This window comes from Streptomyces sp. NPDC088762 (genome assembly GCF_044750905.1).
GTDB lineage: Bacteria > Actinomycetota > Actinomycetes > Streptomycetales > Streptomycetaceae > Streptomyces.
The window spans coordinates 514,420-532,861 of record NZ_JBIVKT010000003.1 but is presented as its reverse complement, the minus strand read 5'-3'; the positions used below and the strand labels follow the sequence as shown (position 1 = coordinate 532,861).

Annotated in this window: 19 protein-coding genes; 13 read left to right on the top strand and 6 right to left on the bottom strand. The window is 72.8% G+C overall.

The features are described from left to right. Window positions 1–51 precede the first annotated feature (51 nt). Window positions 52–1,575: an MFS transporter gene (locus ACIP5M_RS10960; protein ID WP_401194778.1), complete on the bottom strand. Its 1,524-nt coding sequence runs from the start codon at window positions 1,573–1,575 to the stop codon at window positions 52–54. A gap of 143 nt (window positions 1,576–1,718) precedes the next feature. Between ACIP5M_RS10960 and ACIP5M_RS10955 the strand changes: the two genes are divergently transcribed. Both ACIP5M_RS10955 and ACIP5M_RS10950 read left to right on the top strand, forming a co-directional pair. Next, window positions 1,719–2,159, top strand: coding sequence for a MarR family winged helix-turn-helix transcriptional regulator (locus ACIP5M_RS10955; RefSeq protein WP_401194776.1), 441 nt, complete (start codon window positions 1,719–1,721; stop codon window positions 2,157–2,159). Continuing rightward, a complete protein-coding gene (locus tag ACIP5M_RS10950) occupies window positions 2,156–2,734 on the top strand; it encodes a HutD family protein (protein ID WP_401194774.1) in 579 nt (192 codons plus the stop codon). Before ACIP5M_RS10955 ends, ACIP5M_RS10950 begins: the two co-directional genes overlap by 4 nt. Before the next feature lie 41 nt (window positions 2,735–2,775). Here the strand turns inward: ACIP5M_RS10950 and ACIP5M_RS10945 are convergent, their stop codons facing one another. Beyond that, the gene (locus ACIP5M_RS10945) at window positions 2,776–4,710 is read right to left on the bottom strand and encodes a galactose oxidase-like domain-containing protein (RefSeq protein WP_401194771.1); all 1,935 of its coding nucleotides are present in this window, start codon (window positions 4,708–4,710) and stop codon (window positions 2,776–2,778) included. 216 nt (window positions 4,711–4,926) lie between these two features. Between ACIP5M_RS10945 and ACIP5M_RS10940 the strand changes: the two genes are divergently transcribed. After that, window positions 4,927–5,556 carry a DUF4360 domain-containing protein gene (locus ACIP5M_RS10940; protein ID WP_401194769.1) on the top strand — a complete coding sequence of 210 codons (630 nt, stop codon included), beginning with the start codon at window positions 4,927–4,929 and terminating at the stop codon, window positions 5,554–5,556. Between the two features lie 104 nt (window positions 5,557–5,660). Here the strand turns inward: ACIP5M_RS10940 and ACIP5M_RS10935 are convergent, their stop codons facing one another. From ACIP5M_RS10935 to ACIP5M_RS10925, 3 genes are all read right to left on the bottom strand, one after another. Further along, window positions 5,661–6,701, bottom strand: coding sequence for a LacI family DNA-binding transcriptional regulator (locus ACIP5M_RS10935; protein WP_401194767.1), 1,041 nt, complete (start codon window positions 6,699–6,701; stop codon window positions 5,661–5,663). Window positions 6,702–6,807: 106 nt separating this feature from the next. Then, window positions 6,808–8,253 (bottom strand): glycoside hydrolase family 16 protein, encoded by a 1,446-nt coding sequence (locus ACIP5M_RS10930; protein ID WP_401194764.1) that lies wholly within the window; start codon window positions 8,251–8,253, stop codon window positions 6,808–6,810. Between the two features lie 344 nt (window positions 8,254–8,597). Continuing rightward, window positions 8,598–8,822, bottom strand: a complete 225-nt coding sequence (locus ACIP5M_RS10925; RefSeq protein ID WP_401194761.1) for a hypothetical protein — start codon at window positions 8,820–8,822, stop codon at window positions 8,598–8,600. 266 nt (window positions 8,823–9,088) lie between these two features. Between ACIP5M_RS10925 and ACIP5M_RS10920 the strand changes: the two genes are divergently transcribed. Continuing rightward, window positions 9,089–9,304, top strand: coding sequence for an acyl-CoA carboxylase subunit epsilon (locus tag ACIP5M_RS10920; RefSeq protein WP_401194758.1), 216 nt, complete (start codon window positions 9,089–9,091; stop codon window positions 9,302–9,304). Between the two features lie 86 nt (window positions 9,305–9,390). On the opposite strand, the gene ACIP5M_RS10915 is transcribed toward ACIP5M_RS10920, so the two are convergent. Beyond that, window positions 9,391–11,058 carry an FAD-dependent oxidoreductase gene (locus ACIP5M_RS10915; RefSeq protein ID WP_401194757.1) on the bottom strand — a complete coding sequence of 556 codons (1,668 nt, stop codon included), beginning with the start codon at window positions 11,056–11,058 and terminating at the stop codon, window positions 9,391–9,393. A gap of 276 nt (window positions 11,059–11,334) precedes the next feature. Here ACIP5M_RS10915 and ACIP5M_RS10910 point away from each other — a divergent pair, with 276 nt between their 5' ends. From ACIP5M_RS10910 to ACIP5M_RS10870, 9 genes are all read left to right on the top strand, one after another. After that, complete coding sequence (locus tag ACIP5M_RS10910) at window positions 11,335–12,432, top strand: SchA/CurD-like domain-containing protein (RefSeq protein WP_401194755.1); 1,098 nt, start codon at window positions 11,335–11,337, stop codon at window positions 12,430–12,432. A 73-nt stretch (window positions 12,433–12,505) separates the two neighbouring features. Continuing rightward, window positions 12,506–12,949, top strand: coding sequence for a cupin domain-containing protein (locus tag ACIP5M_RS10905; RefSeq protein ID WP_215020393.1), 444 nt, complete (start codon window positions 12,506–12,508; stop codon window positions 12,947–12,949). After that, a complete protein-coding gene (locus tag ACIP5M_RS10900; protein WP_401194753.1) occupies window positions 12,946–14,217 on the top strand; it encodes a beta-ketoacyl-[acyl-carrier-protein] synthase family protein in 1,272 nt (423 codons plus the stop codon). The genes ACIP5M_RS10905 and ACIP5M_RS10900 overlap by 4 nt, the downstream gene beginning before the upstream one ends. Then, a complete protein-coding gene (locus ACIP5M_RS10895; protein ID WP_401194751.1) occupies window positions 14,214–15,452 on the top strand; it encodes a beta-ketoacyl synthase N-terminal-like domain-containing protein in 1,239 nt (412 codons plus the stop codon). Before ACIP5M_RS10900 ends, ACIP5M_RS10895 begins: the two co-directional genes overlap by 4 nt. Window positions 15,453–15,500: 48 nt before the next feature. Continuing rightward, on the top strand, window positions 15,501–15,755 hold the full coding sequence (locus ACIP5M_RS10890) for an acyl carrier protein (protein WP_401194749.1): 255 nt from the start codon (window positions 15,501–15,503) through the stop codon (window positions 15,753–15,755). Window position 15,756: 1 nt separating this feature from the next. Beyond that, window positions 15,757–16,236 (top strand): SRPBCC family protein, encoded by a 480-nt coding sequence (locus ACIP5M_RS10885; protein WP_401194746.1) that lies wholly within the window; start codon window positions 15,757–15,759, stop codon window positions 16,234–16,236. 21 nt (window positions 16,237–16,257) lie between these two features. Next, entirely contained in the window at window positions 16,258–16,599 is a 342-nt protein-coding gene (locus ACIP5M_RS10880) for a TcmI family type II polyketide cyclase (RefSeq protein ID WP_401194743.1), read from the top strand. Between the two features lie 108 nt (window positions 16,600–16,707). After that, window positions 16,708–17,415, top strand: a complete 708-nt coding sequence (locus tag ACIP5M_RS10875; RefSeq protein ID WP_401194740.1) for an NADPH-dependent FMN reductase — start codon at window positions 16,708–16,710, stop codon at window positions 17,413–17,415. Window positions 17,416–17,479: 64 nt separating this feature from the next. Further along, window positions 17,480–18,400 (top strand): MurR/RpiR family transcriptional regulator, encoded by a 921-nt coding sequence (locus ACIP5M_RS10870; protein ID WP_401194737.1) that lies wholly within the window; start codon window positions 17,480–17,482, stop codon window positions 18,398–18,400. Window positions 18,401–18,442 lie beyond the last annotated feature (42 nt).

Here is an 18,442-nt window from a genome sequence, read left to right as displayed (position 1 = left end):
CAAGGCGCGGCGGCCCGCCCGCCGCGTGCGACACGCGGCGGGCGGGGCGACTCACCGGAGCGCGTCGGCCTTCTCGGTCTCGCCGGCCTCCTGGGTCTTCGTCGCCGGCGCCGCGGGGGCCGAAGCCGCCGCCACGGTCCCGCGCCCGCCCCGCAGGCCGAGCCAGCTGATCACGGCGACGAGCGCGAAGGCCGCGGCCCCGATCCCGAAGGTGAGGGTGAATCCCGACTCGGCCGGCAGCGGCGGGACCCCCGCCGGCAGGTGCTCGATGGTCTTGGACGCCAGGATGGTGGTCACGATGGCCGAGCCGATCGCGCTGCCCGTCGAGCGGGAGATCGAGTTGATGCCGTTGGCGATACCGCTCTGGTGGTGCGGGACGCTCGCCATGATCACGGCCGGCATGGCGGCGTAGCCGAAGCTGACGGCCGCGCCGACGACCAGTCCGGCGCCGATCACCGACAGGGTGTGCTGGTGGTCCACGGCGAGCCAGGCGAAGCCGGCGGCGCCGAGCGCGGCCGCCAGGCCGAGCGCCACGCGCGGACCCCGGTGGCGGACGAGCTGGCCGCCGATCGGGGAGGCGAGGAGCGAGACGATCGCCCCGGGCAGCAGGAACTGCACGGAGGCGCGCAGGATGGACGCGTCGAAGCCGTAGCCGGTGAGCGCCTCGGGCATCTGGACCAGGTACGAGACGCCCAGGAAGTTCGCGAACATGCCGAAGCCGACGAGGATGCCGGCCAGGTTGGCCATGAGCACCGGGCGGTGGACGAACATCCGCATGTCGACGAGGGGCTCGCGGACCTTGCGCTCGACGAGGACCCAGACGGCGGTCATGACGGCGGCGCCGGCGAAGCTGCCCAGCGTACGGCCGGAGGTCCAGCCCCACTCGTGGCCCTGGGAGATCGGCAGCAGGAGCAGCAGCAGGGCGATGCCGAGGGTCAGCGCGCCGAGGAAGTCGGTACGGCCGCCCGTCTTGTGGCGGGTCGCCGGGACGAGGAAGACCACGGCCAGCAGGGCGAGGGCGGCGAAGCCCGTCGCCATCCAGAAGGCGTTGCGGTAGTCCGCGCCGGACCCGGAGGTGAGCAGCCCTGTGGCGACGAGCGCGAGGCCGCTGCCGAACGCGAGCGTGCCGCTGACCAGTGCCATGGCGCCCGGCAGCTTCTGGGGGCGGACCTCCTCGCGCAGCACGGAGAGGGCGAGCGGGAAGATCGCGGTGGCGGCTCCCTGGAGCACCCGGCCCAGGATCAGCAGCGGCAGCGAGGAGGCCAGCGCGGCGATGACGGATCCGGCGACCATGACGCCGAGCACGGCCACCAGGGTCGGCTTCTTGCCGTGCTGGTCGCCGAAGCGGCCGAGCAGCGGGGTGAAGACGGCCGCCGACAGCAGGGTGGCGGTGGTGACCCAGCTGACGTTGGCGGTGGAGGTGCCGAGGTCGTTGCGGATGAGGCCCAGGATCGGGACCGGCAGGGTCTGCATCATCGACACGACCATGGCGGCCAGGCTCAGGGCGAAGACGATGACCGTCTCGTTCCGTTGCCGGGTGGCGCCCGGTGCGGCGGCGGGGGAGGGGGTGCTCATGGCGGGGAGACCTTCTTCGTGCTTCAGAGCTTCAGGACGCAGATGTTTGATGTCATCAAGTAACTCCATGAAGGTAGACCTCGATAGTTAAGGTGGTCAAGTAAACAATTGATAATGTCAATCAATCCGGCTAGTCTCGAGGCATGAGCGACACCGCCACGCACGCCCCCTCCAAGCTCGAACTGCTGGAGCTGCTCGCGGCCATCGGCACCGCCCAGTGGCGCGACTTCGCGGCCGCCGCGGCCCACCACGGCCTCACCTCGACCCAGGCCCGGGTCCTGGCCCAGCTGAACGGTCCGCTCCCGATGCGCGGCCTCGCCACCCTTCTGGTCTGCGACGCGTCGAACGTGACCGGCATCGTCGACCGCCTGGAGGCCCGCGAGCTGGTCCGCCGCGAACCGGACCCCGCGGACCGCCGCGTCAAGAACGTCGTGGCGACGGACGCGGGCCGCGAGGTCATCCGCCGCGTCCGGGAGGAGATGCAGGCGACGCACGGCGCGCTCGACACCCTCGACGACACCGAGAGCGCGACGCTCTACGCCCTTCTGGAGCGGCTGCGCCCCACCATGGAGAAGGAAGCGTGAGGAGCGGCGCGCAGGTCCGGATCCTGCGAGCCGCCGATCGCGCCGCCGCCGTCTGGAAGAACGGCGGGGGAGTCACCCGGGAGATCGCGGTCTTCCCCGAGGGTGCGGGCATGGACGACTTCGTCTGGCGGGCGAGCCTTGCCGAGGTCGCTGCCGACGGGCCGTTCTCGGCTTTCCCCGAGATCGACCGCACCCTCACCCTGGTCGAAGGCGCGGGTATGGACCTCAAGGTGGGGGGCGTGCGCCGCCTGGTGAACGAGCGGTTCGCGCCACAGGATTTCCCCGGAGACGAGCCGACCGCGTGCCGGCTCCTGTCGGGCCCCGTGGTCAACTTCAACGTGATGCACCGCCGAGGCGCCGCAGAGGTGGCGACCGCCGTCGTACGTGGGCGGCTCTCGCGCGCGGTGGTGTCCGACGAGACCCTGCTGGTGCTCGCCCTGGAGGGGGCGGCCACGGTCCGGGTGGGACGGGGCCCGACCCTCACGCTGGCCCCGTACGACGCGGTCCTGGTGATGGGTGACTTCCTCGACTACACGGACGTCTCCGGGCACGCGGCGCTGGTCTGCTTCCGGTAGCCGGTAGCCGGTAGCCGGTAGCCGGTAGCCGGTCGCAGGGGTCAGCGGACCCCGAGCTTCACCCACTTCGCCGTGCTGGGGACGCCCTTCGCGTCGAGCAGGAACAGCATGTAGTACCCCGGCGGGGCGTCGGCCGCGCTCGGCGGCGTCCGGAGCCCGATCGTGTCCCCGTGCACGCCGGTGCGCCGGAGCTCCAGGTGGCGCTGGCTGGTGTTCACGGAGTGGGTCACGGTCGTCGGCGCCAGCAGTACGGCGCGCGCGACGTCCCCGGGGGTGGTGCTCGACACCTGGAACGCGGTGTCGTAGGCGAGTTCACCGCCCGGCACCCGGTCGAGGGCCGGCCGCGGACCCCGGTGCAGGTAGGCGGGCTCGTAGAGTTCGATGCTGCCGTCCATCCCGTCCCCGATGTCGGGGTCGTTGGCGATCTGCTGCAGCTCGTCCCCGGTGACCAGCAACCGGCCGTCGGGCAGGACCAGGGCGTTGGAGTGGTAGCCGCGCGGCAGCCGCTGGGCCGGGCCGAGCCGCCAGTGCCCGCGCGCGTCGCGCAGCTCGATCCGCCGGTACTTCGGATCGGCCTTCGGGTTGAACGGTCCGTTCCCGTAATCCCGGGTGTCGAGGGCGCCGTTGACGGTCAGCAGGGTGCCGTCGGGCAGGATCAGCGTGTCGTCCTGGGTCCGGCCGAAGGCGCGCGGCCCCTCGGTGGTCCAGCGGCCCCCGGACAGCCGGTACGTGAGCGGATCGCGCGGGTCGCCGCCGAGCACCAGCACCGAGTCCGGACCCCGGAACCCGGCCGGCAGGGGGACCGCCGAGCCGTACCCGCGGAAGTCGGCCGGCCGCCGGGGCAGGTCCGTGCGCACCTCCTTGACCGGGTCGAACAGCCACTGCTGGTCGGCGTCGCGGCCGAGCCCGTAGATCATCCCGTCCCGCAGCGAGAAGAGGTGCGGATAGTCGTTCCGGAAGGGGGCGTCCGTCCGGAGCCGCTGTGAGGGGAGGTCCAGCGGGATGTCGTACGGGCGCCAGGGCACGGGATGCCGGAGGGAGGGGAAGCGCTCCACCACCGGGGTCGGGGTGCCCGTACCGCGTTCGGACTGGCCCGACATGATGATCTGGCGGCCGTCCGCCCCCGTCACGGCCGAGGGGTACCAGCGGCCCACGGCCATGTCCCGGTTGCGGTACCAGAGCTCGGTCCACGGGTCGAACACGAAGGACAGCTTGGCGCCGCTGCCGCCCTTGCCGCCGACGTTGCCGCCGAAGACGCCGACCATCCCGTTGGGGAGGAAGGCGTGCCCGGCGCAGAAGAACGGCGCCGGGCGCGGCGCGTAGCGGCCGTCCGGCATCAGGACCGTCGGCGGGGCCACCTTCTTGAAGGCGCCCGGCCCGGTGCCCCGTGCCGGGTCCCACAGGTAGGCGCGGCCCGCGTTCGTCACGCCGACCGTGTTGGTGGGCCCGGTCTCCTTGGTGGGGTCGGCCTCCACGCGCTCGAAGGAGAAGAGCAGCACCTTGCCGGTCGGCAGCAGGGCCACGTGCACCCCGAAGTCGGGCGAGGGGAAGAACTCCGTGAACCGGCCGAACTGCGCCGGTGCCAGGCCGGCGTTGGTCGTGAGCTGCGACTCCCGGAGCGCGGCCAGGCTCGCCGTGCGCTTCGCCTGTGGGTAGGACCGGGTGCCCTCGGCGGCCTCGCGCCGGCGTGCGTGCGCGCGGGCGTGGTTCTCGCCGATCACGGCGGCTTCGGCGGCGTCGGCTTTCGGCTCCGGCCCGCCGACGGGCTCGGTGTGGCGGCCCGCGGCGCGCGGGGCACCGGAGAGGGCCGGGGCGTCTGCGACGGTCAGGGCGTCTGCGACGGTCAGGGCGTCTGCGACGGCCGGGGTACCGGCGAGGGCCGGTGCCGGGCTCACCGCCGCGAGGCCCACGGCGGCGGCGATCGCCCAGGCCGACAGGACGGCGGAGCGATGGGCGCGGGGCAGGGGACTCCTCATTGCGCCGATATTAGGAGAAAGCGGATCTTTCGCACCGAGGTCGGTGCGAGGTGGCGCCATTCGGGCGTCCGATATGAGGCGAATAATCGTTTCTGCGGTGAACCGCTGCGGCCATAGAGGTGAGTACGCGCACCCGTCGGCCGCCCCGAGCCGCAGCGGAGGGCTATCCATGTCCTCGTGATCAAGTCGCTCCGTAGCGGATTCACCGCAGCAGCCGTGACCGCAGCTCTCGTCACGCTCTCCCCGTCGGCCGGGGCCACCGCCTCGGCCCCCGCCGTCAAGGCTCCCTCCGACCAGGTGACCGTGGACGTCGCCTCCGTCAACGGCTCGGGCTGCCGTCCGGGCAGCGCCGCCGTGGCCGTCTCCCCGGACAACACGGCCTTCACCGTCACCTACAGCGAGTACCTGGCCGAGGCGGGCGGCGGCGCCCCCGCCACCGAAGGCCGCAAGAACTGTCTCCTCTCCCTCGTCGTCCACGTACCCCAGGGCTACACCTACGCGGTGGCCCAGGTCGACTACCGCGGCTTCGGCAGCCTGCAGGAGGGCGCGATCGGAACCCAGAAGGCCGGCTACTACTTCCAGGGCATGAGCCAGACCGCGCAGCGCACCCACAGGTTCACGGGCGCGCTCGACGACAACTGGCAGGCGACCGACACCACGGGCGTCCAAGCCCTCGTCTTCGCCCCCTGCGGCGAGCAGCGCAACTTCAACATCAACACCGAGCTGCGCGCCGAGGTCGGAACCTCCGACCCGGACAAGACCAGCTTCATGGCGCTCGATTCGACGGACGGCAGCATCAACAGCGTGTACCACTTCTCCTGGAAGCAGTGCCCGGGGCGGCGCTGACCCCGGCTCGGCAAGGATCCGGCGCGCCGGGACCCGTCACCACGGGTTCCGGCGCGCCGGCCCGTGCACATCCGGCCGGCCAGGTCCCGGTCCCGGTCCCGGCTTCAGGCCGAAGCGCGCCGCACCAGTTCCGTGGCGGTGATCACCGGTCCGGCCGTGGTGCCGCCGTCCCCGTCCCCGCTCAGGGTGTGAAGCAGCAGCCGCGCCATCAGCCGGCCCATTCCCTCGATGTCCTGGCGTACGGTCGTCAGGGGCGGATCGGCGCATTCGGCCACCGGTTCCGCGTCGTCGAAGCCGACCACCGCCACGTCCGCCGGTACCGCGCGACCGGCCTCCCGCAGCACCCGCAACGCGCCCGTGGCCATCAGGTCGTTGGCGGCGAACACCGCGTCGACGCCGTCGCCGCGGCCCAGCAGTTCGGCCATCGCGCGGGCTCCGCCCGCCACGGTGAAGTCCCCCTCCACGACCAGCGCGGGATCGGCCGCCGGCAGGACGTCGCGGTAGCCGCTGAGCCGGTCGGCCGCCGAGGTCTGGTCGAGCGGCCCCGCGATGTGCGCGATCCGCTCGCGCCCCCGCTCCAGCAGGTACCGTACGGCCGCACGGGCCCCGCCGCGGTTGTCCGCGTCCACGTACGTCACGCCCTCCGCCTCCCCGGGGGTGGTCCACCCCGGGCGGCCGCCGTAGACGGTGGGCATGCCGAGCCGGCGGGTGATCGCGGGCAGCGGATCGTCGGTGTGCAGGGAGAAGGCGAGCGCTCCGTCCACGTGGCCGCCCGCCAGGTAGCGCCCGATGCGGTCGTAGTCCCCGCGGTCCTCCGCCAGCAGCAGCACCAACTGGGTGTCGTGCGCGGTCAGTTCCTTGCTGATCCCGCGCACCTGGCGGGAAAAGAAGGGATCCGAGAAGACCCGGACCTCCGGCTCGGCGATGATCACCGCGACGGCGTCCGTGCGCCGGGTCACCAGCGTGCGGGCGGCGGGGTTGGGCACGTACCCCAGGTCCCGGACGGCCTCGCGCACCTTGTCCGCCAGGTGCGCGCGGACCCCGTCACCGCCGTTGACGACGCGGGACGCGGTGGCCCGGGACACCCCGGCGCGCTCTGCCACCGCCTCCAGGGTGGGGCGGTTCCCGGGACGCTGTACGGGCAACGGGCGCTCCTTCCAACTGGGCAGCAGGGTAGCCCGTCCCCGGGAGACGCGGAGCGTTCCCGGGGATGCGGGTCCCTCACCAGCCGGAGCGTTCTCGCGCGTCCGGTCAGTGGCCGAAGTCGAACCAGTTGACGTTCACGTAGTCGGAGCTCTGGCCGCTGGTGAAGGTCAGGTACACGTCGTGCGTGCCGGTGACGCCGCCGATGTTCGCCGGTACCGTCCGCCAGCTCTGCCAGCCGCCCGTGTTCGCCACGGAGAAACTGCCGATCGGCGGGCCGGTGCGGCTGTCGAGCCGGACCTCGACGAGTCCGCCGACCCCGGCCGGGGCGCCGGAGGCGACGCGTCCGTAGAACTGACGCGCGGCGGTGGAGCCGAAGTCGACGCCCTCGTACAGGGCCCAGTCGCCGTTGCCGATCGTGCCGATGTCCTGGCCGCCGCCGGTGTCGGAGGTGGTCTCCTTCACCACGCCCGCCTGGCCGTCGTAGGACTCGGCCTGGATCGGGGAGTACGCGTCGCGGTGGCCGGGCGGAGGCGTCGTGGGGGGAGTGGTGGGCGGCGTCGTCGGGGGAGTCGTGGGCGGGGTCGTGCCTCCGGCCGACCGCAGGACCGACACGTAGTCGACGACCATCGGATGGCCGGGCTCGGTGCCCGCGTCGGGCCCGCCGCCGAAAGCGTCGGGGAACCCGCCGCCCATGGCCACGTTGAGGATGATGAAGTAGCCGTGGTTCGTGGTAGCGGTCCAGGTCGCGGCGTCCACCTGGTCGGCCCGTACGGTGTGGAAGGTGATCCCGTCGACGGAGAAGCGCATCTCCTCGACGGCCGTCGACCGGTCCCACTCGACGGCGTAGGTGTGGAAGCCGCTCTGGCAGCCGGTGCCCGGGCAGGCGCGCTGTCCGCCGATGCCGGACGTCTCGTTGCAGGGACCGCCCGGACTCGTGCCGCAGTGCATGGTGGCCCAGACCTTGTCGAGGCCCTGGACGTTCTCCATGATGTCCAGCTCGCCGATGCCGGGCCAGTTCCACCAGTTGCCCCGGTACGGAGCCCCGAGCATCCAGAACGCCGGCCAGTAGCCCTTGGCGGCGGGGCCCGTGACGTCCGGCATCCGGATGCGCGCCTCGGTGCGCAGGGTGCCGCCCGCCGGGGGCTGGAAGTCGGACCGCCTGGTCTCGACGCGCCCGGAGGTCCACTTCCCGGCGGCGTCCCGCCGCGGGGTGATGCGCAGGTTGCCCGCACCGTCGAGGGAGACGTTGGCGGGGTCGGCGGTCATGGTCTCGATCTCGCCGGTGCCGAAGCCGCCCGGGCCGCCGGGGTAGCCGGTGCCGGTGGTGTACTGCCAGTCGGCGGTGTTCACGCCGGATCCCGCAGGCCCGTTGAAGTCGTCCAGGAACACCTGGGACCAGCCGGACGGGGTGGGGGGAGCCGCGGCGCTCGCGGGCAGGGTGACGGCCGCGGCTGCGGCCGCGACCACGGCGATCGTGCTGATCGCAGCCGTCACGGCCCGTCGGACGGTCGGTCGTTTCCTGCCGGACGTCTCGGCGGATGTCTCGCGCATGGGGGCCCTCTCGGCCGGGGAGTCGGGGGAGTGCACCGTTTGAGAGCGCTCTCACACGGCGCCGCCGGCCACTGTGCTCCCCGCTCCCGCGGGCGTCAAGAGATGGAACCGGGAAGGGGCGGACGGGCCTGGGGAGTTCGGACCTTGAACGGTCGCCGATGGCTCCGGACCGGATCGCGGACCGCCCGCCGTGCGTCCCCCGGTCGCTCGCCGGCGGCCGGCCGGCGGCCGGACGTTCGCCGGCCGCCGGGGCCCCGTGCTCCGCCCCGCCGGAACCCCGCCGGACCCCCCCGCCGGTCACCCTGACCGCCGCTCCCTCACCCGTACGGCCCAGCCCGCCCTGCTCAGTTCGGCGGCCGGCCGATGACCTCCTGCGCGCCCGGGAGGTCGTACACCGAGGCCGCCCTTCCGGTGAGCGGCAGCAGCCCGGAGAGCGGGCACGGCGCCGGCATCTCGTGGTCGACCTCCCACTCGCCGACCGTGCTGCCGCGGCCGCCGCGGTCGGTGGTGCACACCGCGTAGAGCCGGCCCGCGCAGCCCCGGCAGAGCAGGGCTTCGCGGCCGGTCACGGCCGGCCCCGGTGGCGCGCCGCGGCCGGGAGCGGCCGAGCGCACCCGCACCGTCCCAACGTGCCGGGTCCACCCGGCGCTTGTAGCGTCGGTCGCGTCAGGAGTCCTGGTGGTCCGACAGGAATCCGACGGCCGGTGCGCATCCGCGGCTCACGCCCCCGGGGCGCGCCGAGCCACCTGAGCGCGGCCCGCGCGGGCGGCGGGACGGTCGATCCCTCGCGCCGCGGCCGGGCGCACGCGCTGCCCCCGTACGAGAGGCCGTGCCGATGCAGAACGACGTACCGATATCGAGCCTGCTGCGTGTCGAGAAGGGCCATGCCGCCCCCGAGGAACTGGCCGCGATCGCGGTCGTGGTGGCCTGTTGTGCACGCCGCGTCACCGGGACGGCCCGCGAAACGGCGGAAGGCGGGCCGGGGCACGGCCGCCGGCGCCCCGCCGGCCCGCCGGCCGGCTGTTGGGCGGGCTGCTGGGCCTGTCGCTGAGGCCGCCCCCGAGTCCGTGGCCGTACCTGTCGCTGAACCCCTGCCGCCGGCCGCGCGCCCGGCCGGCGGGTGGGGGAGTGAAGGGGTCACGTCCGGCGGAGCACCGTGGAGAGGACCTCGAGCAGCGTCGCCCGGGGATCGGCCACGGCGCCCTCCGAGCGCCACGCCACGAACCCGTCCGGGCGTACGAGCACACAGCCCGCGGGATCGATCGCGTGGGTCTCGGCCCAGTCGGCGCCCTCCTCCTGGAGGAGCGCGGCGCCCGGCCCGGAGCCGATGGTGTAGGCGTCCAGCCGCGCGGACAGCTGCCCGGCCACCTGCCGCGCCGCCTCCTGCCAGGGCGTCCCCACACCGCTGAGCAGCACGAACGAGCGCTCGTAGAGGTCGAGGGTCGAGATCCGCCCACCGGCTCCCGCTCCGGCGCGGGCTGCGGTGCCCGCCCCGGCCCCGGTCAGCCACATGTGCGGGGCCCGGGTGCCGGTGTCGCCCGTCAGCCGCAGCGTCTCCGGGATGACCGGACGGGACGGATCGCCGCCGACGACCGCGCCCTGCGGGTAGCAGTAGCCCATCGCCGTGGTGAGCACCCCGCTGCCCGGTCCGCCGCCCATCGTGGGCGGCGGCGCGTACCCCGGGTGGCTGTGCTCCGCCGAACGGGCCGAGGCGCGCTCGCTCGTGGCCCTGGCCACCGGAAGCCGCTCCGCCTCGTAGGTGTCGAGCAGCCCGATGCCGGCCGAGCCGTCCAGCACCGCGGCGATCTTCCACGCCAGGTTGTGCCCGTCCTGAATGCCCGTGTTCGAGCCGAAGGCGCCGGTCGGTGACATCTCGTGGGCCGCGTCGCCCGCGAGGAACACCCGTCCGGCCGAAAACCGCTCCGCCACCCGTTCGGCGGCGTGCCACGGAGCCTTGCCGCCGATCTCCACATCCAGGTCGGGGACCCCGATCGCCTCGCGGATCTGGTCCACGCAGCGCTCGTCCGTGAAGTCCTCCAGGGTCTCGCCCCGCTCGGGGTGCCAGGGGGCGTGGAAGACCCACTGCGTGCCGTTGTCCACCGGCAGCAGGGCCCCGTCCGCCCCCGGCCGCATCAGGTAGCAGACGATGAAGCGCAGATCACCCAGCACCTCGGGAAGCCGCCGGGAGCGGAAGGTGACGCTCACGTTGTGGAACAGCTCGCCGTTGCCCGTCTGGGGGATGCCCAGTTGCTCCCGCACGGGGCTGCGCGGCCCGTCCGCCGCGATCAGGAAGTCGGCGCGCACCGTGGTGTGCACGCCCGTCTCGCGGTCCTTGACCACGGCGCTCACTCCCGCCGCGTCCTGGTCGAAACTCATCAGCTCGGTCGAGAACCGGACGTCGGCGCCCTGTGCGCCGCTCTGCGCGGCCAGCACCGGCTCGATGTTGTTCTGGCTGCACAGGCACCAGCCGGTCGGGCTGAACCGGCGCAGCGCGCCCGACGGGTCGATCGACTTGATCAGCCAGTTGTGCCTGCCGCCGGTCAGGGACTCGGCCTGCAGAATGCCCTGGTTGCCCTCCAGTACGGACGCCGCCCCGCGGATCGCGTGCTCGGCCCCTGCCGTGCGGAAGAGCTCCATGGTGCGTGCGTTGATTCCGCGCCCCCGCGGGTGCGGGGAAGTGCCGGAGTGCTTCTCGACCAGCAGGTGCCTCACTCCGTGGCGGCTCAGGAAAAGCGAGGTGGACAGGCCCACGAGGGAGCCGCCCACGACGAGAACCGGTACGCGAACATCGGCGTTGTCTTCCATCAGCTGCGGGCTCCTGTTTTCTGTGTGGGGCAGTGGACTCTTTATGCCCCCGATCGTCGATGAGGCCCGGTTGATTCGCCGGTTGTCACCCGCTTGATCCTGACATGTAGCGGTACCCGCCCACCCGGATGACGATGAGCGACAGCGGCTCCCCCTGAGATGCGCCGGCCCCGCCGTTCCCGACCGAGACGGCCGCCGGCCCGGGCGGACGCCACCGGTGACGGACGAGGGGTCCGTACGCGATGGATCTCCACCCCCTCATGAAGGAGTGAGTAGATGACAACCACCCTGTCCGAACGGGTGTCGCAGTCAGCCTTCGACGGCTCCATGCTCCGGGTCGTCCTGCTGATGGACCTCCACGAGGGAACCCAGCAGCAGTTCTTCGAGGCGTACGAAAAGCTCCGCAACGACATCGCGTCGATCCCGGGCCACATCAGCGACCAGTTGTGCCAGTCCTTCGAGAACCCCTCGCAGTGGCTCATCACCAGCGAGTGGGAGAGCGCCCCGCAGTACCTCGCATGGGTCAACAGCGAGCACCACGCGGAACAGGTCAAGCCGCTGGGCGCCTGTGCCCGCGCCATGCGCCCGCTCAAGTTCACCGTCCTGCGCGAAACCGGGCGCGGCTACGACCAGGCGGCGCGGCCGGCCTCCGCACGGCTCCAGCCCGCCCCGCGGCTGGGCGCGGGCATCGTCCGCCACGCCCTCACCTTCACCGTAAAGCCGGGCAGCGAGAAGCAGGTCGCGGCCATCCTCTCCGACTACGCCTCCCCGGCGGCCCGCGTCGACGACCACACCCGGCTGTGCCGCACCTCGCTGTTCATGCACGGCAACCGCGTCGTACGGACCGTGGAGGTCCAGGGCGACCTGATGGCGGCCCTGCGCCACGTCTCCGAACAGCCCGAGGTGCGCGCCGTCGAAGAGGCCATCAACCCGTACCTGGAACAGGACCGGAACCTCAACGACCCCGAGTCCGCCCGGATGTTCTTCATGCGCGCCGCGGTCCCGGCGGTCCACCACATCGCCGCACCGGAACCGGAATCCGCCGACGTGCACCGCCACGCGTACTTCTACCCGGCCAAGCCCGGCTGCGGCACCGCGCTCGCCAGGTTCCTGGCCCGCCAGGACGAGGCCGCCGCCGCCCGGCCCGCCGGCCCCGTTCGGAGCAGCAGCATCTTCCAGCGCGACGACATCGTCGTCCGCCTGATCGACGTGCGCGGACCCCTCGAGACCGAGCCCGAGACGGCCTTCGGCGTCGCGGGTCCGCGCAAGGCGGCCGTGCTCCGACGCCTGATGGCCGAACACGGCGAGCGCGCCGGCGCCGCGCACCACACCATGAAGCTGATCACCGACCGCCGGGCACCCGCCGAGTCCTGATCCCCCGGTCCCCTCGCCCCGTCCCCCACCCCCCAGCCCCGTCCAGGCTTCCCACCGCCAGGAGGAACCCGCCATGACCAGACAGCGCCCACGCATCGTCGACCTCAGCGAGACGCCGCCCAACCGCCGGCGCGGTGGCGACCTCCGGGCCGTGCTCACCCCGACCTCGGTGGGGTCCACCAGCGGCTTCATGGGCATGGCGATCATGGCCCCCGGGGAGTCCATCGCCGAGCACTACCACCCGTACTCCGAGGAGTTCGTGTACGTGGTCGCCGGCCGGCTGGAGGTCGACCTCGACGGCGAGACCCATCCGCTGCGCGTCGACCAGGGGCTGCTGGTACCCCTCAACGTGCGCCACCGGTTCCGCAACACCGGGGACACCGAGGCCCGCATGGTCTTCCACCTGGGCCCCCTCGCCCCCCGGCCCGAACTCGGCCACGTCGACACCGAGGAGGCCCCGCACCCGGAGAGCACCGCCTGGGCGCAGCCCCCCGACCGCACCGGAGCGGTCTCGTGACCGGCCGGCGGGTGGCCGTCACCGGCGTCGGGGTCGTCGCGCCCGGCGGGATCGGCGTCTCGGCCTTCTGGGACCTGCTGTCCAACGGCCGTACGGCGACACGCGGCATCACCCTCTTCGACCCGGCCGGGTTCCGCTCCCGGATAGCCGCGGAGGTGGACTTCGACCCCGCCGCGCACGGCCTCGGCGCGGCCGAGACGGCCCGGGCGGACCGCTACATCCAGTTCGCCCTCGTCGCCGCCCGAGAGGCCCTGCTCGACGCCGGACTCGACCTCACCACCGACGACGCCTGGCGCACCGGAGTCTCCCTCGGCACCGCCGTCGGCGGCACCACCCGCCTGGAGCACGACTACGTCGCCGTGAGCCAGTCCGGCGCCTGGTGGGACGTCGACGAGAAGTTCGCCGGGCCCTACCTCCACCGGGCCTTCACGCCCGCCACCCTGGCCTCCGCCGTCGCGGAGCAGACGGGAGCGCGCGGCCCCGTACAGACAGTGTCCACCGGCTGCACCTCGGGCCTGGACGCCATCGGGTACGCCGTGCACTCCATAGCCGAGGGCCGGATGGACGTGTGCATCGCCGGCGCCTCGGACTCACCCATATCGCCGATCACGGTGGCCTGCTTCGACGCCATCAAGGCGACCTCGCCGAACAACGACGACCCGGCCCACGCCTCCCGCCCCTTCGACGCCGACCGGGACGGGTTCGTCCTCGGCGAAGGCGGAGCCGTCCTCGTACTCGAAGAGCTGGAACACGCCCGCGCCCGCGGTGCGACCGTCTACTGCGAGATCGGGGGCTACGCCACCTTCGGCAACGCCCACCACATGACCGGGCTGACCGCCGAGGGCCTCGAGATGGCCCGGGCCATCGAAACGGCCCTGGACCAGGCCCGGACCAACGCCGGCGAGATCGACTACGTCAACGCGCACGGCTCGGGAACCAAGCAGAACGACCGCCACGAAACGGCGGCGGTCAAGCGGGTCCTGGGCGACCACGCCTACAAGACGCCGATGACCTCCATCAAGTCCATGGTGGGTCACTCCCTCGGCGCCATCGGGGCGATCGAACTGGCGGCCTGCGTGCTCGCCATGACCCACCAGGTCGTACCGCCGACGGCGAACTACGAGACGCCCGACCCCGAATGCGACCTGGACTACGTGCCCCGCACCGCCCGCAGCCGCACACTGCGCAACGTGCTCTCGGTCGGCAGCGGCTTCGGCGGATTCCAGTCCGCCGTGGTCATGACCCGGCCGAAGGAGGAGGTCTCGTGACCAGCCGTACGGTCATCACGGGCATCGGGGTCGTCGCGCCCAACGGCGTCGGCGCCGAAGCCTTCTGGAAGGCCACCCAGTCGGGCACGAGCGTGCTCGACCGGGTCACCCGGGCGGGCTGCGAACACCTGCCGCTGCGGGTCGCGGGCGAGGTGCGGGGCTTTGACCCCGGAACCATGGTCGAGGACCGCTTCCTCGTCCAGACGGACCGCTTCACCCACCACGCCCTCGCCGCGGCCGACCTCGCCCTGGAGGACGCCCGGCTCGGGCAGGCCGACTACGCGGACGACCCCTTCTCCTTCGGTGTCGTCACCGCGGCCGGCTCCGGCGGCGGTGAGTTCGGGCAGCGCGAACTGCAGCACCTCTGGGAGCAGGGCCCCCGCTACGTGGGCCCGTACCAGTCCATCGCCTGGTTCTACGCCGCGAGCACCGGCCAGATCTCCATCCGCCGCGGCCTCAAAGGCCCGTGCGGGGTCGTCGCGAGCGACGAGGCGGGCGGGCTGGACGCGTTCGCGCACGCGGTCCGGGCCATCCGCCAGGGCAGCCGGGCGATGCTGGCGGGGGCGACGGAGGCGCCCCTCGCGCCGTACTCCATCGTCTGCCAGCTGGAGTACGAGGGCCTGAGCCTGCGGGAGGACCCGGCGCGGGCCTACCGGCCGTTCACCGCCGATGCCTGCGGGTACGTCCCCGCAGAGGGCGGCGCGATGTTCGTCGTCGAGGACGAGACGGCGGCCCGCCGGCGCGGCGCCCCGATCCGCGCCGTACTGGCCGGCCACGCCGCGACCTTCAGCGGCACGCAGCGGCCGGACGCCTCGGGCGAGGGACTGGCCCACGCGATCCGGGGCGCCCTGCGGGAAGCCGGCTGCGCACCCGAGGACGTCGACGTGGTCTTCGCGGACGCCCTGGGCACGGCCGAGGCCGACACGGCCGAGGCGGCGGCCATCGCCGCCGCGCTCGGCGCACACGGGCACAAGGTGGCGGTCACGGCGCCCAAGTCCGGTACCGGACGGGCGTACTGCGCGGCGCCCGCCCTGGACACCGCGGCCGCGGTCCTGGCACTGGAGCACGGCATCGTCCCGCCGACCCCGAACGTCTTCGACGTGTGCCACGACCTCGACGTGGTGACCGGCGCCGCCCGCCCGTCGGAGCTGCGCACCGCGCTCGTGCTGAGCCGCGGCCGGATGGGCTCCAACTCGGCGCTCGTCCTGCGCAAGGGCCCCGCCGCGGCCGTGTAGCGGGACACGTCAAGGCCCCACGGCCCCTCGTAGGAAGAGAGAACCCACATGTCCGACCGACTGACCCTGGAGGAGCTGGCGGCCCTGATGAAGAGCGCCGGCATCACCGTCGACCCCGCCGAGCTGGCGAGCCGTCCCGACGTGGCCTTCGACGACTACGGCCTCGACTCACTGGGCCTGCTCGGCATCGTCGGGGAGCTGGAGAACCGGCGCGGCAGGGCGCTGCCCACCGACGCCGACCGCTGCAAGACCCCCCGCGAGTTCCTCGACCTCGTCAACAACAGCCTCATGACCGGAGCGTGACATGCCAGGACACACCGAGAACGAGATCACCGTCAACGCACCCGTGGACGTCGTGTGGGAGATGACCAACGACCTCCCCAACTGGCCGCAGCTCTTCAGCGAATACGCGTCGCTGGAGATCCTCGACCAGCAGGGCGACACCACCCGCTTCCGCCTCACCATGCACCCCGACGAGAACGGCAAGGTGTGGAGCTGGGTCTCGGAGCGGACCGTGGACCGCAAGAGCCTCACGGTCCGCGCCCGGCGCGTGGAGACCGGCCCCTTCGCCCACATGGACATCCACTGGCAGTACTTCAAGGTGCCCGGCGGCACCCGGATGAAGTGGACCCAGGACTTCGCGATGAAGCCGGACGCGCCGGTCGACGACGCGTGGATGACCGACAACATCAACCGCAACTCCCCGATCCAGATGGCGCTCATCCGCGACAAGATCGAGCAGCGCGAACGCGAGAACCGCACCCCCGCCGCCACCCGAGTCTGAAACGAAAGGCAAGCACCCCGGATGCACTCCCCGCACCGCGCTCTCATCGTCGCCCGTATGGCGCCGGGATCGGCCCCCGACATCGCCGAACTCTTCGCCGACTCGGACGCGGGCGAACTCCCGCACCTGGTCGGGGTCACCCGCCGCAGCCTCTTCCAGTTCGGCGACGTGTACATGCACCTGATCGAGTCGGACCGGCCGCCCGGCCCCGCCATCGCGAAGGTCACCGATCACCCGGAGTTCCGCAGCCTCAGCGAGCGGCTCACCGCCTACATCAGTCCGCACAACCCGGAGACCTGGCGCAGTCCGAAGGACGCCATGGCCCACGAGTTCTACCGCTGGGAGAAGCCCCCCGCGACGTGACACGGGCGGCCCGGACGGGACCCGCACACCTGCGTGTGCGGGTCCCGCCGCGTGAGCCGCCGTTCGCCGGTCCGGCCTGATCGGCGCGACACCCCCCGAGGAGACGGTATGACCCCGCCCGACCACGAGACCTTCCCCGCCGACCCGGCCCGCCCGCATGCCGACGGGCACGCCCGGTCCTCCCTGCGCGTCCTCGTCCTGTCCGGGTCCTCACGCACCGGATCGGTCAACGCCCGCCTGGCCGCCCTCGTCGCGCGCCTGGTCGTCGGGGCCGGGGCCATCGCCGACCCGGCGACGCTCGGCGACTTCCCGATGCCTCCGTACGACGGCGACGCCGAGGCCGACGAGGGGCTGCCGATGGGCGCGGTCGCCCTGCGCGACCGGATCGAGGCCGCCCAGGCGCTGGTGATCGCCTCGCCCGAGTACAACGCGTCGGTCCCCGGCGTGGTGAAGAACGCCATCGACTGGGTCTCCCGCTTCCGCCCCCAGCCCTTCAAGGACAAGCAGACCCTGCTGGTCTCCGCCTCCCCGTCCATGGTCGGCGGCAACCGCGGCCTGTGGGCGCTGCGCATCCCGCTCGAACACCTCGGGGCCCGCGTCTACCCCGACATGTTCAGCCTCGCGACCGCCCACCACGCCTTCGACGAGGACGGCGCGCTCGCCGACCGGGGCCTGGGGGAGCGGCTGACCGCGACCACCGCCTCCTTCCTCGACCTGGCCGAAGCGGACACCCGCTACCTGTGCCTGCAGCGCCGCTGGTACGAGTTCCTCGGCGACCGGACCGACGCTCCGGTGACCTCCCGCGCCCAGGACTGATCTTCGTCGGCCACAGGGGGTGAGCTATGTTTGATCCCGAGTGACATGAGAAGGAGGCCCTCCGGTGTCATCGGGCCAGCAGGCACGCGCACAGGCGGCTGCGATCACCCCGAGCGGCAGCCAGTCGTCGGAAGAGGCCCGCCCCCCGGCCGACCGGCTCCTCGCGCTGTTCGACGGCCGCCGCCTCTCCCCGGGCCAGCGCCGCATCGCCCAGTACCTGATCGACCACCTCACCGAGGCCGCGTTCCTCTCGATCACCGAGCTCGCCGAACGGGTCGGCGTGAGCCAGCCCTCCGTGACCCGCTTCGCCGCCTCCCTCGGGTTCAGCGGATACCCCGCGCTGCGGGACGTGCTCCAGCCGATCGCGCTGAGCGCCGTCGCCGGATCCCCCGACTCCCGCGAGCAGATCCGCCGCAACGAACTCCAGGCGGCCGTCGACGCCGAGATCGAGAACCTGGAGCACGTACGCCGGCTGCTCGCCGACACCAACCAGGTGCTGGACATCGGCCGCGAGCTGGCCGCCTCGGTGCCTCTGACCGTCCTCGGGCTGCGCATCTCGGTCTCCCTCGCCGAGTACTTCGCCTACGCGGCCCGGCGCATCCACCCCGACGTGCGCCTCGTGACGCGCGGCGGCAGCGTCGCCTTCGACGCGCTCCTGCAGTCCAAGGCGGCCGGCGGGACCTGGGTCCTGGCCTTCGCCATGCCGCGGCACGCCAAGGAGACCCTGGCCGCCATCCGGGCCGCCCGCAGTACGGGGCTGCGCGTCGTCCTGATCACGGACCCGACGCTGGGGCCGCTCGTGGACGAGGCGGACGTGACCCTGACCGCGGGGACCGGATCGCGGCTGGTCTTCGACTCATACGCGGCGCCCGGGATGCTCTCGGCCGCACTGCTTCAGGCCATGGCCGACGCCGACCCGGAGCGGACGCAGTCGCGTCTGGAGAGCTACGAGCAGGTCGCTGACCAGCACGGTTTCTTCCTGTAGGGCATATCCGACCCGCTGTTCCCGAGGGAGATATTCAGCCTC

Bases quoted from the DNA above. Each gene is read 5' to 3' on its own strand.
- ACIP5M_RS10930 (WP_401194764.1), bottom strand. From the start codon at position 8,253: ATGCGCGAGACATCCGCCGAGACGTCCGGCAGGAAACGACCGACCGTC.
- ACIP5M_RS10960 (WP_401194778.1), bottom strand. From the start codon at position 1,575: ATGAGCACCCCCTCCCCCGCCGCCGCACCGGGCGCCACCCGGCAACGG.
- ACIP5M_RS10915 (WP_401194757.1), bottom strand. From the start codon at position 11,058: ATGGAAGACAACGCCGATGTTCGCGTACCGGTTCTCGTCGTGGGCGGC.
- ACIP5M_RS10890 (WP_401194749.1), top strand. From the start codon at position 15,501: ATGTCCGACCGACTGACCCTGGAGGAGCTGGCGGCCCTGATGAAGAGC.
- ACIP5M_RS10885 (WP_401194746.1), top strand. From the start codon at position 15,757: ATGCCAGGACACACCGAGAACGAGATCACCGTCAACGCACCCGTGGAC.
- ACIP5M_RS10920 (WP_401194758.1), top strand. From the start codon at position 9,089: ATGCAGAACGACGTACCGATATCGAGCCTGCTGCGTGTCGAGAAGGGC.
- ACIP5M_RS10905 (WP_215020393.1), top strand. From the start codon at position 12,506: ATGACCAGACAGCGCCCACGCATCGTCGACCTCAGCGAGACGCCGCCC.
- ACIP5M_RS10880 (WP_401194743.1), top strand. From the start codon at position 16,258: ATGCACTCCCCGCACCGCGCTCTCATCGTCGCCCGTATGGCGCCGGGA.
- ACIP5M_RS10955 (WP_401194776.1), top strand. From the start codon at position 1,719: ATGAGCGACACCGCCACGCACGCCCCCTCCAAGCTCGAACTGCTGGAG.
- ACIP5M_RS10945 (WP_401194771.1), bottom strand. From the start codon at position 4,710: ATGAGGAGTCCCCTGCCCCGCGCCCATCGCTCCGCCGTCCTGTCGGCC.
- ACIP5M_RS10875 (WP_401194740.1), top strand. From the start codon at position 16,708: ATGACCCCGCCCGACCACGAGACCTTCCCCGCCGACCCGGCCCGCCCG.
- ACIP5M_RS10910 (WP_401194755.1), top strand. From the start codon at position 11,335: ATGACAACCACCCTGTCCGAACGGGTGTCGCAGTCAGCCTTCGACGGC.